Raw genomic sequence first — 15,659 nt, 5'->3', positions numbered from 1 at the left:
CCACATGAAATCGGGACTGGTGCGGGGATTCCTTTCGGTAGGGATCTGGACCTTCGTGTCGCGTGTCTCGGGCTTTGTCCGCGACATCCTGATGGCCGCCTGGCTGGGCAGCGGCGCGGTGGCCGATGCCTTCTTCGTGGGCCTGTCCCTGCCCAACATGTTCCGCCGCTTCTTCGCGGAAGGCGCGTTCAACACCGCCTTCGTGCCAATGTTCTCCAAGAAGCTGGACGACCGCGCGGAGGCCCAACGCTTTGCGTCCGAGGCGTTTTCTGGCCTTCTGATGACCGTGCTGCTGCTGTCTGCGGTCGCCATGGTCTTCATGCCGGCGCTGGTCTGGCTGATGGCCTCGGGCTTTGCGGGGGACGAGCGCTTTCCGCTGGCCGTGCAATATGGCCGGATCATGTTCCCCTATATCCTGATGATCTCGCTGGCCTCGATGATCTCGGGCGTCCTGAACGCGAACGGCCGCTTTACCGCCGCCGCCGCCGCGCCGGTGCTGCTGAACCTGCTGTTCATTGCGGCCATGGCGGTAGCCTGGTGGCAGGGGTGGGACGTGGGCCTGACGCTGGCCTGGGCCACGCCCGTGACCGGGATCGCGCAGCTTGCGCTGGTCTGGTGGGACGCCCGTCGCACGGGGTGGAGCTTCCGCCCACGCCGCCCGCGCCTGACCCCCGACATGCGCCGCCTGCTGGCGGTGGCCCTGCCCGCCGCCTTCGCGGGGGGCGTGGTGCAGATCAACCTGCTGGTCGGCCGCCAGGTGGCCAGCCACTTCGAGGGCGCGATTTCCTGGCTGTCCTATTCCGACCGCCTGTATCAGTTGCCCCTTGGCGTGGTTGGCGCCGCCGTCGCCGTCGTGCTGCTGCCCGAACTGTCGCGCCGCCTGCGGGCGGGCGATCACGCGGGCGGCCAGTCCGCCTATTCCCGCGCCACCGAATTCGGTCTGTTCCTGACCCTGCCCGCCGCCTTCGCCATTGCCGTGATCGCCGAACCCATGGTCCGCACCCTGTTCGAACGCGGCGAATTCACGGCCGAGGATACGGCCCAGACCGCGCGCGCGCTGGTCGTCTATGCCTTCGGCCTGCCGGCCTTCGTGCTGCAGAAAATCCTCCAGCCGCTCTATTTCGCGCGCGAGGATACCAAAACGCCGTTCCGCTATGCCCTGTGGTCGATGGTGGTGAACGCCCTTGTCGCCTTCGGGCTGATGCCCTTCGTCGGCTTCCTTGCCGCCGCGCTTGGCACCACCGTCGCCGCCTGGATCATGGTCGCGCAGCTGTGGTGGGGAACGCGCGGCATGGGCGACGCGGCCCGCGCTGACACCCGCCTGCGGCGCAAGGCCCCTCTGATCGTGCTGTCGTCCGCGCTGATGGCCGTGGCGCTGTGGCTGACCATGGGCTGGCTGGACCGGGCGGGGGTCGCGCGCGTGCCGGGGCTGGCCGTGCTGGTCTTCGGCGGGGCCGCGGTCTATTTCGCGCTCAGCTTCGCAACCCGCGCCTATCGCTTGTCGGATCTCAGGGCCTCTGTCCGGCGCGGTTAACGCGCCCGGATCTGGCGCAAGACCCGCCGCACGCCCCCCTCGACCAGAACGAAGCTCAGCAGGAAGCCCGCGCCGAAACCCGCCAGTTCGGCGATCCAGCCGTAACCCGCGCCGCCGAAGACGATGCCGAAAACCAGTTGGAAGGCCAGCAGGATCCCGATCAGGGCAAAGGCGCGCATCCGGTTGGCATGGACCGCCCCGAGCCGCGACCACAGCAGGAAGGTAAAGGCGCCAACCAGCCCATAGACTGCCGGATAGCCCCCGATCAGCGGCCCCGGCCGTCCCGGCAGGACCGAGATCGCCGCCGTATAGACCAGCGCCCCGCCAATGGCCGAGCCCAGGAACAGGACAACCACCGCCCAGGGGCGAAACTCGCGTGCAATCATGTTGCCAAGCGCCAGGGTGAAGACCACGACGAACAGGGCGTGGGTGAAGGACGAATTGACAAAGCTGTAGGACAGGAGCCGATAGGCCTGGTCCCAATCGACCGCGCCCAGTTGCCACATGCGCTGAACCATTTCGGGCGCGAAGGCGGACATCTGCATGGCGGTCAGCCGCAGCCCGACGCCTTGCGCCCCGCCGATCAGGCCGGTCTGCCCCAGCAGGAACACGATCTCTCCCGCGATCGCAGGCAGGGCCAATGCCCAGAGGACCGCCGGAAGCGGGTTGAGTGGCGAGACGGGCATGGCCTGGCGCATCGGATTTCCTTCGCGGTTGCGGTCGCTTTGGCCAAGGGCTAAGCCACGCAGACGCAAAATCCAAGCAGGCCCGACATGACCGAGACGAAGAAGACCCGTTTCACGCCCCGCATCTTCTCAGGGATCCAGCCCTCGGGCGGGCTGACGCTTGGCAACTATCTGGGCGCGCTGAAGCGCTTCGCGGCCTTGCAGGGGGGCGATGCCGAGACGATCTACTGCCTGGTCGACCTGCACGCGATCACGGTCTGGCAGGAACCCGAAACCCTGCGCCGCAATATCCGCGAGGCCGCGGCGGCCTTCATGGCGGCGGGTGTCGATCCGGCGCAATCGGTTCTGTTCAATCAGAGCCAGGTTTCGGCACACGCGGAAATGGCATGGCTTTTCAATACCGTGGCGCGTGTCGGCTGGATGTATCGCATGACCCAGTTCAAGGACAAGGCGGGCAAGAACACCGAAAACGTCAGCCTCGGCCTGCTGGCCTACCCGGCGCTGATGGCCGCCGACATCCTGACCTATCAGGCGACAGCCGTGCCGGTGGGCGAGGATCAGAAGCAGCACCTGGAACTGACCCGTGACATCGCCGCCAAGTTCAACCACGATTACGGGGTCGAGCAGTTCCCCATCACCGAGCCGCTGATCGAGGGCGTGGCCACCCGCGTCATGTCGCTGCGCGACGGCAGCAAGAAGATGTCGAAATCCGACCCGTCGGACGCCAGCCGCATCAACCTGACCGACGGCGCCAATGCCATCGCCCAGAAGATCCGCAAGGCCCGGACCGACGCGGACCCGCTGCCCGGCAAGACCGAGGGCCTGAAGGACCGGCCCGAGGCGCGGAACCTGGTCAACATCTATGCCGCGCTTGCGGATGAAACGCCTGATCAGGTCCTGGCGCGTTTCGAGGGCCAGGGCTTCGGCGCCTTCAAGCCCGCCTTGGCGGAACTGGCTGTCGCCTCGCTGGAGCCGATCACGCGGCGGATGAACGAATACATGGCCGACCCCGCCGAGATCGACCGGATTCTGGGCCAGGGCGCCCTGCGCGCGGACGAGATCGCGACCCCGATCCTGGAGCAGACGAAGGAGATCATGGGCCTGCTGCGCACCCGTCCCTGATTCGTGCTGCACTTCTGGAAGCCGCCGGTGCCTTCGCATCGGCGGCTTCTTCGTGCGGCAGTGCTGCAAAATTCGCTTGCGCGACCAGTGCTTGACCAACTTCCGACTGAATCTGTCAACTAATTGTTTTTGTTGGACTTCTCTTGCAGCGGGGTCCGGGTCCCATTATACGAATGCAACAAAGCCAGCCAGCCGACGCGCCAGCCAGCTTTTTGGACCCCGGCAAGCAAGCATGACGCCAGCCCGCCAGTGGTTCTGCCTGCATCCCAAGCGCTATCGCCAGCAAGACAGCCTCGCGTCATCCTGCCAGCCTACAGCGACCGCATCACCTCTGCCGCGATCTCGAAGCTGCGCAGCCGCGCGTCATGGTCGTGGATCTGCCCGGTCAGAATCACCTCGTCCGGGCGATGCTGCGTGATCAGCGCCTGCACCTGATCCTTGACCTGCCCCGCATCGCCGACCGCGCTGATCTTCAGCGCCTGATCGACCATGCGCCGCATCTGCGGCCCGATCTCGGCATCCAGGTCGCGCACGGGGCGCGGCAGCTTGCCCGGCATCCCGGTCCGCAGCCGCGCGAAGGCCAACTGCATCGAGGTGCGCAGATGTTGCGCTTCCTCGGTGCTGTCGGCGGCGAAGACGTTGATCGCGATCATCACATGGGGCCGGTCGTTCCAAGGGCCGGGGCGGAAGCGGTCACGATAGATGGCGATGGCCTGTTCCATGTCAGACGGCGCGAAATGACTGGCGAAGGCATAGGGCAGCCCCAGATGCGCGGCCAGTTGGGCGCCAAACAGGCTGCTCCCCAGGATCCAGACCGGCACATTGGTCCCCTCGCCCGGCAAGGCGCGGACGGGGGCGCCGGGACGTTCGGGACCAAGATAGTCCAGCAGTTCGACCACATCCTGCGGGAAAGAGTCTGCCATCGGATCGCGGCGCAAGGCGCGGATCACGGCGCCGTCCCCTCCTGGCGCGCGGCCAAGGCCAAGGTCGATCCGATCGGGAAAGGCGGTGGCGAGCGTGCCGAAAGCCTCGGCCACCGTCAGCGGCGCGTGGTTCGGCAGCATGATGCCCCCCGCGCCCACCCGCATCCGCGATGTCGCCTGCGCCACCAGCCCGATCAGCACCGCCGTCGCCGCGCTGGCGATGCCAGGCATGTTGTGATGTTCGGCCAGCCAGAACCGGCCATAGCCCCAGTTCTCGGCGCGACGGGCCAGGTCAAGGGTGTTGCGGATGGCATCGGCGGGCTCGAAGCCCTCGGGCACCGGCGACAGATCGAGAAGGGAAAACGGAATGCTCATGCGGCCGAGTTATGCTGTCCGCCCCGGAATGCAAGAAGGCCGGTTGCAGTTTCTGCAACCGGCCCGTTCACCAAGGAACAAGGGAGCCTTGCCCTCAGCCCATCTTGCGCAGATAGGTCCAGGTCGGCACGCGGGCATTGCGCGCGACCGACCAGCTTTCGGCATCGCCCAGATAGACAAAGCCGCAATTCGTCAGGACCCGCGCCGAACCGGGATTGTCCTGGAACGCCTCGGCGAACAGCGTCCGCGCCTTGTGCGGATTGGCCCGGACCAGCGCATCGACCGCCTCGGTCGCAAAGCCGGTGTTCCAGAAGCCCGCCCCGATCCAGAAGCCAAGCTCGGACTGATCGCCCTCCATATGGGTCAGGGACACGACGCCCAGCAGTTCGGCCAGCCTGTTTGCCGATCCGTCGATGGCCCAGACATCCTCGCCACGGTCGGGCGACAGGGCGCGGGCCACGAAGGCCTCTGATGCGCCCGGCGGCAGCGGGTGCGGAATTGCCCGCGTCCCCTCGGCCACGCGCTTGTCCGAGGTGTAATGCGCGATCATCCCCGCATCCGAAGGACGCAAGGGCCGCAAGACAAAACGTTCAGTGGCGATGACGGGCTGGTTCAGCGCGGATTCCGATATCTTCAGATCGTCCAAGCGCGTTCCTTCCCGCATCGGTGCTGACATGACCATTCTCCCCTCCCGGAAAACAGGCGGGGGACCGGCTTCCGCCGATCCCCCTGTAACACTGAAATGTTAACTTCGGGTTACTCGGCGGCTTCGAGGGTCGCGGGCACCACGGAAATGAAGGTGCGACCCTTCAGGCCCTTCTTGAAGGTCACATGGCCGTCGGTCAGGGCGAACAGGGTATGGTCCTTGCCCATGCCGACGTTGTCGCCAGCCCACCACTTGGTGCCGCGCTGACGCACGATGATGTTGCCGGCGACGGCTTCCTGGCCGCCATACAGCTTGACGCCCAGACGGCGACCGGCCGAGTCACGACCGTTGCGGGACGAACCGCCTGCTTTCTTGTGTGCCATGGCTCAGTCTCCTTACGCGTTTTCTTTGGTGCGCGCGCCGACGGCGGTCTTCACGCCGGTCGAAGCTGCGCCATCAGCCAGAACGTCGGTCACCCGCAGCAGGGTCAGCTGCTGGCGATGCCCGCGGGTGCGCTGCGAGCTGTGCTTGCGGCGGCGCTTGACATAGGTGATGACCTTGTCGGCCTTGATCTGGTCGATCACTTCGGCCTGCACGCAGGCGCCGTCAACCAGCGGCGCGCCCAGGGTGGAGCCGACCATCAGGATTTCGTTGAACTGGACCTTGTCGCCAGCCGCGGCATTCAGCTTTTCAACGCGCAGGACATCGCCCGCCTGCACCTTGTATTGCTTGCCGCCTGTCTTCAGAACCGCGAACATCGCTTCGTTTCCTTTGCTTCCGCGTCCTTCGGCCCCAGATCGCTCTGGCGTTCGGTTTCCCGCCTTCGGACAGCGCATCCCGCGCATGGGGATGTCGTTGAAAATAACACACCGGCCCAAAGCATATGCCCGGCCGGTCTGCGTGCATATGGAAGATCGGCCCTCGCAAGTCAAGCGGGCAACGATATTTCCGATCCCCGCCGGAACCGCAATGCGCGGCACGGCTTCCTTAGCAGCCCTTCCAAGGACGCCATCCATGCAAAGCTTTACCTGCCCTGCCTGCAACTCGCGCGTTTATTTCGACAACCTGTTCTGCGCCTGCGGCGAGCCGCTGTTCTATGAACCCGAGGCCCGCGCCATGTGGAACAAGGCCGAGCCCTGCGCCAACCGCGACACCATCCAGTGCAACTGGGTCGCTGCCCCGGGCGAGACGCTGTGCCGGTCCTGCGCGATGTCGGACGTGGTGCCGGCGCTGAACGTCGGTGACAACCAGCAACTGCTGGAGCGGGCCGAGCGGGCGAAGCGGTGGGTGCTGGCGAACCTGTCGAACTGGGACTGGTTCACCGATGCCGATCCGGGCATGCGCCCACGTTTCCAGATGCTGTCCGAAAACACGGGCAGCGGGCGGGCCGTGCAGATCATGATGGGCCACGACAGTGGCGAGATCGTCATCAACGTGACCGAAGCCGACGAATTGATCCGTGCGCAGCGCCAGCGCCAGATGGGAGAGCAATATCGGTCCATGGTCGGCCATTTCCGGCACGAATTGGCGCATTTCCTGTTCGACCGCCTGGCGGTCGCGCCGGGATTCGTCGATGAATTCCGCGCGCTGTTCGGGGATGAGAGCGCCGACTACAACGCCGCGCTGCAAGAGCACTATGCCAACCCGAAGGATCCGGGCGAGGATTTCATCACCGCCTATGCAACCTCTCATCCGCACGAGGACTGGGCCGAAACGGTGGCACACCTGCTGCACATGGTCGATTTCACCGACAGCTTCGTCAGCGCCGGCCTGTTGATGAAGGGCGTGCCCGAGGGGTATCAACCCTATGCCGATCCCGACGCCGACAACCTGCTGAACATCGCGGCCGAAGTCGCCATCGCCATCAACGACATCAATCGCGCCCTGGACAATTCGGATCTGTATCCCTTCATCCTGACGCCGAAGATCCGGGAAAAGATCAGTTTCGCGCATGGCTGGATCAGCAGCCATGCCGCGCGCGGGGCCTAGGAGGCGGCCTTTTCCTCGAGCACCAGCCATTCCTCCTCTGCCTCGGACAACGCCTGCTGCCGTTCGGCAAGCGCCTCGGTCGCCTTCTGGAACTTGGCGGGCGCTGTCGTGAACAGGTCGGGTTGCGCCAGGAACTCGGACAGCTTGGAGATCTCGGCTTCCAGCCGCTCTATCACCGCAGGCAGCGCATCCAGGCGGTGGCGTTCGGTGAAGGTCAGGCCGGGCCGGGCCGATCTGGGCTTCTCGGGCGCGGCTTCGGTCTTCTTTGGAGCGCTGTCCAGGGCGACAGGCGCATCCTCGCCCCGCTGCGCCCGGTAATCGGACCAGCCGCCGGCATAGACCGTGGCGCGGCCATCGCCCTCCATCGCGACGGTGGTATCGGCCACGCGGTCGATGAAATCGCGGTCGTGGCTGACCAGCAGCACGGTGCCGTCGTATTCCCCCAGCAGATCCTGCAGCAGATCCAGCGTTTCCACGTCCAGGTCGTTGGTGGGTTCGTCCAGCACCAGAAGGTTCGACGGCCTGGCCATCAACCGCGCCAGCAGCAGCCGGGCCTTTTCGCCGCCCGACAGGCTGCGCACCGGCGCGCGGGCCTGTCCATCGTCGAACAGGAAATCCTTGAGATAGGCCACCACATGACGTGGCTGCCCCCGCACCATGACCTGATCGGCGCGACCCGAGACGCGCATGTCCGGATCGCCGGTCAGCGATTCCCATAGGGTCTGGTCGGGGTTCAACGCCGAACGGGTCTGGTCGAAGACCGCCAGTTCCAGGTTGGTGCCCAGCGTGACCGTGCCCTGGTCGGGCGCGATCTCTCCGGTCAGCATCTTGATCAGCGTGGTCTTGCCCGCGCCGTTCGGACCGACAAAGGCCACCCGGTCGCCCCGGTTCACCAGCAGGTCGAAGGGCCGCAGGATGGTGCGGCCGCCGAATGCCTTGGCGATGCCGTTGGCCTCAATCACCTTCTTGCCGGACTGAGGACCGGATCCCAGCGCCATTGCCGCCGTCCCCTGCCGCCGGATTTGGGCGCTGCGTTCCGCGCGCAAGGCAGCCAGCGCGCGGACCCGGCCCTGGTTGCGCTTGCGCCGTGCGCTGATGCCCTCGACCGCCCAGCGGGCCTCGGCCTTGATCTTGCGGTCCAGCTTGTGGCGGGCATCGTCCTCGGCAGTCCAGACCGCCTCGCGCCAGTCCTCGAAGCCCTCGAAGCCCCTCTCTTGGCGGCGCACCTCGCCCCGGTCGATCCACAGCGTGGCGCGGGTCAGGCGGCGCAGGAAGGCGCGGTCGTGGCTGATGATGACATAGGCGGCGCGGGTCTGGGACAGGTGGTCCTCCAGCCAGCCGATCGCCTCGATGTCCAGGTGGTTCGTGGGCTCGTCCAGCAGCATCAGTTCGGGTGCCTGCGCCAGCAGACGGGCCAGCGCGGCGCGGCGGCGTTCCCCGCCGGATGCGGTTTCAACCGGACGCGCGGGATCGAATTTCAGCCCCTCGGCAGCCATTTCGACGCGATATGATTCTGACTCCGGAAGGCCGGACGCGGCAAATTCGCCCAAGGTGGCAAAACCCGACAGATCGGGATCCTGCTCCATATAGCCGGTCGAGACCCCGGCGCTCAGCACGACCTCGCCCCGGTCCACCTCGACCAGGCCCGCCATGACCTTCATCAGCGTCGATTTTCCCGAACCGTTGCGGCCCACCAGCGCCACCCGGTCGCCCGGCTGGATGGTCAGGGACAATCCGTCAAACACGGGATCGCCGCCAAAGGTCAGCGAGATGTCGGTCAGTTGAAGAAGGGGTGCGCGTGCCATGGGCGCGGCCCTATCGCGCGGCGGACGCCGGGTCAATGGATCACGCCTTGCCGGGGGACTTGCGCTGCCGCCAATTCGATCTCACAACGGCGCTCACTGCAGGAGGTCTCCATGGCGCGCAAGATCATCATCGACACGGATCCCGGCCAGGACGATGCCGTGGCAATCCTGCTGGCGCTAGCCAGCCCTGAACTGCAGGTGCTGGGCCTGACGGCCGTGGCCGGCAACGTGCCACTGCCGCTGACCGAGCTGAACGCGCGCAAGATCGTGGAACTGGCGGGACGCCCTGACATCCCGGTCTTTGCGGGTTGCGACCGGCCGCTGTCGCGCGCGCTGGTGACGGCCGAACATGTCCATGGCAAATCGGGGCTGGACGGGATCGAGCTGCCCGACCCGGCTGTCCCCCTGCAGCCGCAGCACGCCGTCGATTTCATTATCGACACGCTGCGCCGCGAAGCGGCGGGCACGGTGACGCTGGTTCCCGTCGGTCCCCTGACCAATATCGCCGAGGCCTTCCGCCGCGCGCCCGACATCATCGCCCGCGTCCAGCAGATCGTCCTGATGGGCGGCGCCTACTTCGAGGTGGGCAACATCACGCCCGCCGCCGAGTTCAACATCTATGTCGATCCCGAAGCCGCGGCCGAGGTTTTTGCCGCGGGCGCGCCGCTGGTCGTGATGCCGCTGGACGCCACGCATGAGGCACTGACATCTCGTGGCTGGATCGAGGCGATGCGAGCCTTGCCCGGCCGCTGCGGCCCGGCCATCGCCAGCTGGACCGATTTCTTCGAGCGCTTCGACAAGGACAAGTACGGAAGCCAAGGCGCGCCCCTGCACGATCCCTGCACCATCGCCTGGGTGCTGCGCCCCGACCTGTTCCAAGGCCGCCAGATCAATGTCGAGATCGAGACCGAGGGGCGGCATACCACCGGCATGACCGTCGCGGACTGGTGGCGCGTGACGGATCGTCCCGCCAATGCCCTGTTCATCCGCCATCTGGATCGGGACGGCCTGTTCGACCTGCTGACCGAACGGCTGGCGCGGCTGCCCTAGTCCGGCTGGCCGTTCAACGGAACGGTTCCCGCGCCGTCTCCCAGTTCCTTGTTCAGGCGTGTAACCAGATCCTGCGTCAGGTCGATGGCATCCAGCGACACGAAGACCGTGCGCCGGTCGAGAACCGCCACCGCGCCCCGTTCCTGCATCATCTCGCCCATCAGCGGCAGCGCCGCGCGATAGAAGGCGGTGCGGTCGGCCTCGGCCCAGGCATTCAGATCTTCGACCACCTTGGCACGCTCGCGCCGGACCTCGGTCGCGCGGATGTCGAACGCCTCGGCCTGCTTGCGGAACTCGGCCGGATCCAGCGTGCCGCGCTGCTGGGTCAGGGCTCTCTCCTCGGCTGAAAGCTGGGCTGCCAGGCGCTCGTTCTCGGCTGCGATCTTGCCGCCCGTTTCCTCCAGGATCCGCTGCGTGCGCTTTCCCCACTCGGAGTCGGCGAACAGCCGTTCCTGGTCCACCGTCAGGATCGGCGCCGCCGCCAGGGGCTTGGCGTCCTTCGGCGTTTCGATCGTGCTGGACGGCAATGCAGGCGGCGCGGGGGCCTGCGGCACCTCGGCCGGCACCTCCTGCCCCACCGTGCCGCCGGCCATGGCCAGCAGCAGGGCGGCAGCGAATGGCCCCGCGGCGCGCATCAGAACCGCGTCGAGATCGTCAGGTCGAAGTTCTGCTCCTCGTCATAGTCTTCCTTCTTGACTGCATGCGAGAAGTTGAACCGCAGCGGGCCGATCGGCGTCGTCCAGAACACCGAGGCCCCGACCGTGGCGCGGATATTCATCGAGTCATCGACGATGTTGCCACCGGTCCCGACTGTGTCGTCCAGACCCCAGATCGAGCCGACATCCGCAAACAAGCCACCCGAGATCCCGTACTCTTCCGGCAGGCCGATGGGGAACTGCGCTTCGGTGCGGACAACCCAGAAATAGTTGCCGCCCAGACCGTCCTCGTTCTCGGCCGCCAGGTCGCGCGGGCCGATGCCGTTCGGCTCGAAGCCACGGATGCGCGTGCCGCCGCGATAACGGTCCAGGATCCAGGTGGTGTAATCGTCGTAGGAATAGATCGCACCGCCCTCGAACTCCGCGCGAAGGGTGACTTCCTCGCGCCAGGCATTGCTTTCCACCCCGGCCAGCGCGCTGGTCGTCACGCTTTTCGTATCGCCGCCAAGCCCCGCGAAATCCTGCGAGAAGCGCAGCTTGTAGCTGGTCAGCGGGTCAAGCCCGGTGACCCGGGTGTCCCACAGGTAGCTGTAGCCAAGCGCCGAAGTCGTGCGCTGTCCTTCCTCGCGCTGCAGGATTGCCGAGCTGTCCTCCTCGACCCCGCCAAGTGTTTCCTTGGACAGGCGATAGCGCAGTTCCAGCCGCCCGTTCTGCGAAATCGGGAACTCGATCGAAGGGCGAACCCCGACCGAGCGGGTGTTGTAGTCCGAGTTGAACCCCTCGGTTTCGTTGTAATAGAGGTTGAAGCCGAACTTCAGGTCGCGGCCAAGGAAATAGGGTTCGATGAAGGTCAGCGAGGACGCCTGGTCGTCCTCCGCGGTCGAGACCGACAGCCCGAGCGTCTGTCCACGACCCAGGAAGTTGTTTTCCTGCAACGAGGCATTCAGCCCCACGCCTGTCGAAACGCCATAGGACGCCCCGAAGGACAACGAGCCGGTCGGTTGCTCCTCGACGTTCACGTCAACGATCACCTGTTCGTCGCTGCTGCCCGGGCGGCTCTCGACCTGCGCGTCGCTGAAATAGCCAAGCGCGCGGATGCGTTCGGCGGCGTTGCGGATTTCGCGCGGGCTGAAGGGGTCGCCCTCGACCGTGTTGAACTGGCGGCGGATCACCTGGTCCAGCGTGGTCGTGTTGCCCTCGATGTCGATGCGTTCGACGAAGACGCGGGGGCCGCGGGTGATGGCAAAGGTCAGATCCAGCGTCTGGTTCTGCGGGTTGCGCGTCACGCGCGGCTCGATGTTGACGAAGTTCAGCCCCTGCTGCAGGGCCACCGTCTCCATTCGGCGGATGGTGTTGTCGATCGCGGCAGGGTTATAGATATCCCCGCGCCCGACCCGGTTCTGCGCCGCGAAGGCCGCGGCATCGACGCCCGGGATCTCGGACACCGTGTTGACCTGCGAAAAGCGATAACGCGGGCCTTCCTGGATGTTGAACGTGATGTAGAAGGCGTCGCGTTCGCGGGCCAGTTCCGGCGCCACGGCCTGCACCCGGAAGTCCGCATAGCCGCGCGACCGGTAGAAATCTGTCAGCAGCTGTTCATCCAGTTGCAGCCTTTCCGGCGCAAAGGTGTCGCGGCGGATGAAGGTGCGCAGGATGCCCGCCTGCTTCGTGTCCAGCACGTTGCGCAGGCGGCGGTCGCTGAAGGCGCGGTTGCCGGTAAAGCCGATACGCTCGATTTCCGTCACGTTGCCTTCGCGGACCTCGAAGACCAGATCGACGCGGTTGTCGCTGCGGCGGATGATACGCGGATCGACGCGGGCGGCCAGGCGGCCCTGTGCGGCATAGGCTTGGGCGATGTTCTGGGCATCCTCCAGGGCCTGACTGGGCTGATAGACTCGGCGCGACTCGCTTTGCACGACTTCGGCCAGCTGTTCGTCATTGATGCGGCGGTTGCCCTCGAAGCTGATTTGGTTGATCGTCGGGTATTCGCTGACCCGGATCACCAGGACGCCGCCCTGCGGGACGATCTCGACCGTCTCGAACAGGCCCGAGTTCTGCAGGCGCTGCAGCGCATCGTTCAGTTCCCCGGCCGAAACATCCTGCCCGCGCGCGATGTTGGCATAGGACAGCACCGTGGCGGGCTCGACCCGCTGCGCGCCCTCGATGCGCACATCGTTGAAGACATAAGCCGCCGCCGCGCCGGGGATCAGCGCCGCCGGCGCCGCGATCGCCAAGGCCGTAAGAAGCGCGACCGCGCCCTTGCCCAGTTTCCGTGTCATTGCTGCCCCTCTTGTCGTCAGCGTGCAACGGCGCTGTTCTCAACGCCTTCTTTTGCAACAAGCTTGTGCATCAAACCGCCAGCCCTGTCAAAAGCGCATCACGCGTCAGGGGCAGAAAAGATCGTTGGTGAGCCCGAAAATCATCAGGGACAGGACCGCCGCCATGCCGACCGCCGTCAGCAGATTCAGCGCCTTGTCCGAAGGCGGGCGGCCCGTGACGGCCTCCCAGGCGTAGAACATCAGGTGCCCGCCATCCAGAACCGGGATCGGCAGCAGGTTCAGGAAGCCGATGGCGGCAGACAGGACCGCGATCCACCACAGGAAGTTGCCGCCCCCCGCGCTGGCCGCCTGGCCGGTGCTTTCGGCGATGCTGATCGCGCCGCCCAGGTTGCAGGTGCCGATCTGGCCCGAGATCATCGCCCACATCCCCGACAATGAGGACGTGACGATCCCCCAGGTCTGCACGATGCCCAGCCACAGCGACTCCAGCGGTCCGGCTTGCCGGGTCGCGGGCGCGAAGAAGCTCTCGCCGCCCGTGACGCCGATCAGCCAGCGGCGTTCATAGCCCCCGCCCTCGGCGGGCAGGTCCTGCATCTTGGGAGCCAGCGTGTACTCCGAAATGCCCTGCCCGTGACGCCAGACCTGCAGGACCAGCGGCTGGCCCTCGGCAGCCTCGACCGCCTCGCGCATCTGGGTAAAGCGGCTGACGGGCCGGCCTTCGATGGCCACGACCACATCGCCCGCGCGCAACCCCGCATCGGCTGCCGCGCTGCGGGGCGCCACGCCGCTGATCCGCGCCGGCATCGGGTCGGGGCCGCGCACGGTCATTTCCTCGCCCCCGCGCAGGACGCGCCAATCCTGATGATCCGCGACCGGCAGGGTTTCCGCGCTCCGGCCAATGTCGCTCCAGGTCTCGACCCGCTGTCCGCCGACGGCAAGGATCCGGTCGCCCGGCTGCAGTTCGTTTATGGTGCCCGGCGGCGCTTCGGCAATGGCGCCGACCTGCGGTTCCTCGGTCGGCAGGCCCTGGAACAGCGCGAAGCCCCCGAAAATGAGAATCGACAGGACGAAGTTGAAGACCGGCCCGGCCAGCAGCGTGGCAAAGCGCGCCCACAGCGGCGCACCCGTCAGCGTCTGCCGCCGCAGGGCCGGATCGACCGGGTGGCCCGTCCCTGCGCTGGCCGCATTGGCATCGCCCAGGAAGCGGACATAGCCACCCAGGGGAATGGCCGCGATCTGCCACAAGGTGCCACGCCGGTCGCGGCGGGACACAAGGCGCGGGCCGAAGCCCACCGAGAAGACCTCGGCCCGGATGCCCGACAGCCTGCCGATGTAGTAATGGCCGAATTCGTGCACCGCCACGATCACCGCCAGGGCGAGGAAAAACGCCGCAAGCGTCCACAGCATGCTGCCGAATTGAGGGATCATGTCGGTCATGCTGCGGTTTCCTTGCGTGCTTCGCGGTCCCAGTGCAGGACCGTGTCCAAGTCAACCGGATCATCGCCGAAGCCCGCGCGCGCGGACAGAGCCTGCAAGGTCATTTCCACGCGAGGCGCCATTCGCGTGAAGCCGATCCGCCCGGCGATGAAGTCGTCCAGCGCCTGTTCCTTGGCGGCGTTGAACACCGCCCCGGCCATGCCGCCCGCCGCCATCACCTCGCGCGCAAGGCGCAGGGCGGGCCACCGATGCTCGTCCGGGGCGCGAAAGGTCAGACTGCCAAGCGCCGCCAGATCCAGCGGCGCCACCGGCAGCGGCGCGCGGGCCGGCCAGTTCAAGGCATAGCCGATGGCATGGCGCATGTCGGGCGCGCCGAGATGCGCGATGGTGCCGCCATCGACATGGCTGACCATCGCGTGAATGATCGATTCCGGGTGGACCAGCACCCTGATCTGGTCGGGGCGAAGGCCGAAAAATTCCTTCGCCTCGATCACTTCCATCGCCTTGTTGAACATCGACGCCGAGTCGATGGTGATCCGCTGGCCCATGGCCCAGTTGGGATGGGTGGACGCCTCGGCGACCGTCGCCGCCGCCAGCCGCTCCAGCGGCCAATCGCGGAAGGCACCGCCCGATGCGGTAATGGTCACATCCTTGACGGATTCGAGATTATCCTGCCCAAGCGCCTGAAAAATAGCCGAATGCTCGGAATCTACAGGCAGGATGGTCGCGCCGCTTGCCTGGGCCGCATGACGCAGCAGCGGGCCAGCGCAGACCAGGGATTCCTTGTTGGCCAGCGCCAGGATGCTCCCTTGCGCCAAAGCGGTCAGGCCCGGCACCAGCCCCGCCGCGCCCACGATGGCAGACAGGACCCAATCCGCAGGCCGTTGCGCCGCATCGATCAGGGCCTGAGGACCCGCTGCGGCCTCGACGCCGCTGCCGGAAAGGGCATCGCGAAGCTCGTCCAGCAGTTCCGGATGCGCGGTCACTGCAATCTCGGCCCGCAGGTCGCGCGCCATCCGGGCCAAACGCGCGATATTGCGCCCGCCCGTCAGCGCCACCGTGTGGTAGGCCGCCGGCCCGCCTGCGCGGCGGATCAGGTCAACGCCATTTGCGCCCACCGAGCCGGTGGCCCCAAAGATCGAAATTCTTCGCATTCG

14 protein-coding genes are annotated in these 15,659 nt (G+C 66.4%); 4 read left to right on the top strand and 10 right to left on the bottom strand.

Annotation, left to right across the window (positions count from 1 at the left end; translation table 11 throughout):
* Window positions 1–4: 4 nt before the first annotated feature.
* Window positions 5–1,534, top strand: a complete 1,530-nt coding sequence (gene murJ / locus OU682_RS09225; protein ID WP_268941792.1) for a murein biosynthesis integral membrane protein MurJ — start codon at window positions 5–7, stop codon at window positions 1,532–1,534.
* Here the strand turns inward: murJ and OU682_RS09220 are convergent.
* Complete coding sequence (locus tag OU682_RS09220; protein ID WP_268941791.1) at window positions 1,531–2,232, bottom strand: rhomboid family intramembrane serine protease; 702 nt, start codon at window positions 2,230–2,232, stop codon at window positions 1,531–1,533. The two genes, murJ and OU682_RS09220, sit on opposite strands and share 4 nt — an antisense overlap.
* Before the next feature lie 75 nt (window positions 2,233–2,307).
* Here OU682_RS09220 and trpS point away from each other — a divergent pair, with 75 nt between their 5' ends.
* Entirely contained in the window at window positions 2,308–3,342 is a 1,035-nt protein-coding gene (gene trpS / locus OU682_RS09215; protein ID WP_268941790.1) for a tryptophan--tRNA ligase, read from the top strand.
* A 311-nt stretch (window positions 3,343–3,653) separates the two neighbouring features.
* Here the strand turns inward: trpS and OU682_RS09210 are convergent, their stop codons facing one another.
* The 4 genes from OU682_RS09210 to rplU all read right to left on the bottom strand — a co-directional run bounded on the left by OU682_RS09210 (window position 3,654) and on the right by rplU (window position 6,044).
* The gene (locus OU682_RS09210; protein ID WP_268941838.1) at window positions 3,654–4,634 is read right to left on the bottom strand and encodes an LLM class flavin-dependent oxidoreductase; all 981 of its coding nucleotides are present in this window, start codon (window positions 4,632–4,634) and stop codon (window positions 3,654–3,656) included.
* 100 nt (window positions 4,635–4,734) lie between these two features.
* Window positions 4,735–5,304 (bottom strand): GNAT family N-acetyltransferase, encoded by a 570-nt coding sequence (locus OU682_RS09205; RefSeq protein ID WP_371832227.1) that lies wholly within the window; start codon window positions 5,302–5,304, stop codon window positions 4,735–4,737.
* A gap of 92 nt (window positions 5,305–5,396) precedes the next feature.
* Window positions 5,397–5,669: a 50S ribosomal protein L27 gene (gene rpmA, locus OU682_RS09200; protein ID WP_268941788.1), complete on the bottom strand. Its 273-nt coding sequence runs from the start codon at window positions 5,667–5,669 to the stop codon at window positions 5,397–5,399.
* Window positions 5,670–5,681: 12 nt separating this feature from the next.
* Window positions 5,682–6,044, bottom strand: coding sequence for a 50S ribosomal protein L21 (rplU, locus tag OU682_RS09195; protein WP_268941787.1), 363 nt, complete (start codon window positions 6,042–6,044; stop codon window positions 5,682–5,684).
* Window positions 6,045–6,300: 256 nt separating this feature from the next.
* Here rplU and OU682_RS09190 point away from each other — a divergent pair, with 256 nt between their 5' ends.
* Entirely contained in the window at window positions 6,301–7,275 is a 975-nt protein-coding gene (locus tag OU682_RS09190; RefSeq protein WP_268941786.1) for a zinc-binding metallopeptidase family protein, read from the top strand.
* Here OU682_RS09190 and OU682_RS09185 read toward each other — a convergent pair.
* Window positions 7,272–9,080 (bottom strand): ABC-F family ATP-binding cassette domain-containing protein, encoded by a 1,809-nt coding sequence (locus OU682_RS09185; protein WP_268941785.1) that lies wholly within the window; start codon window positions 9,078–9,080, stop codon window positions 7,272–7,274. The genes OU682_RS09190 and OU682_RS09185 overlap by 4 nt on opposite strands.
* Before the next feature lie 111 nt (window positions 9,081–9,191).
* Here OU682_RS09185 and OU682_RS09180 point away from each other — a divergent pair, with 111 nt between their 5' ends.
* Window positions 9,192–10,130 (top strand): nucleoside hydrolase, encoded by a 939-nt coding sequence (locus tag OU682_RS09180; protein ID WP_268941784.1) that lies wholly within the window; start codon window positions 9,192–9,194, stop codon window positions 10,128–10,130.
* Here the strand turns inward: OU682_RS09180 and OU682_RS09175 are convergent.
* The 4 genes from OU682_RS09175 to dxr form a co-directional block, all read right to left on the bottom strand.
* A complete protein-coding gene (locus OU682_RS09175) occupies window positions 10,127–10,765 on the bottom strand; it encodes an OmpH/Skp family outer membrane protein (RefSeq protein WP_268941783.1) in 639 nt (212 codons plus the stop codon). The genes OU682_RS09180 and OU682_RS09175 overlap by 4 nt on opposite strands.
* Window positions 10,765–13,065, bottom strand: a complete 2,301-nt coding sequence (gene bamA / locus OU682_RS09170) for an outer membrane protein assembly factor BamA (RefSeq protein ID WP_268941782.1) — start codon at window positions 13,063–13,065, stop codon at window positions 10,765–10,767. Before bamA ends, OU682_RS09175 begins: the two co-directional genes overlap by 1 nt.
* A gap of 105 nt (window positions 13,066–13,170) precedes the next feature.
* Window positions 13,171–14,502: an RIP metalloprotease RseP gene (gene rseP / locus OU682_RS09165; RefSeq protein WP_268941781.1), complete on the bottom strand. Its 1,332-nt coding sequence runs from the start codon at window positions 14,500–14,502 to the stop codon at window positions 13,171–13,173.
* Window positions 14,499–15,656, bottom strand: a complete 1,158-nt coding sequence (dxr, locus tag OU682_RS09160; protein WP_268941780.1) for a 1-deoxy-D-xylulose-5-phosphate reductoisomerase — start codon at window positions 15,654–15,656, stop codon at window positions 14,499–14,501. Before dxr ends, rseP begins: the two co-directional genes overlap by 4 nt.
* Between the last annotated feature and the right edge of the window lie 3 nt (window positions 15,657–15,659).

Source organism: Paracoccus benzoatiresistens (genome assembly GCF_026913015.1).
GTDB lineage: Bacteria > Pseudomonadota > Alphaproteobacteria > Rhodobacterales > Rhodobacteraceae > Paracoccus > Paracoccus benzoatiresistens.
Note: the sequence above shows the minus strand (reverse complement) of the source record. Positions and strands in the feature narration are given on the sequence as shown.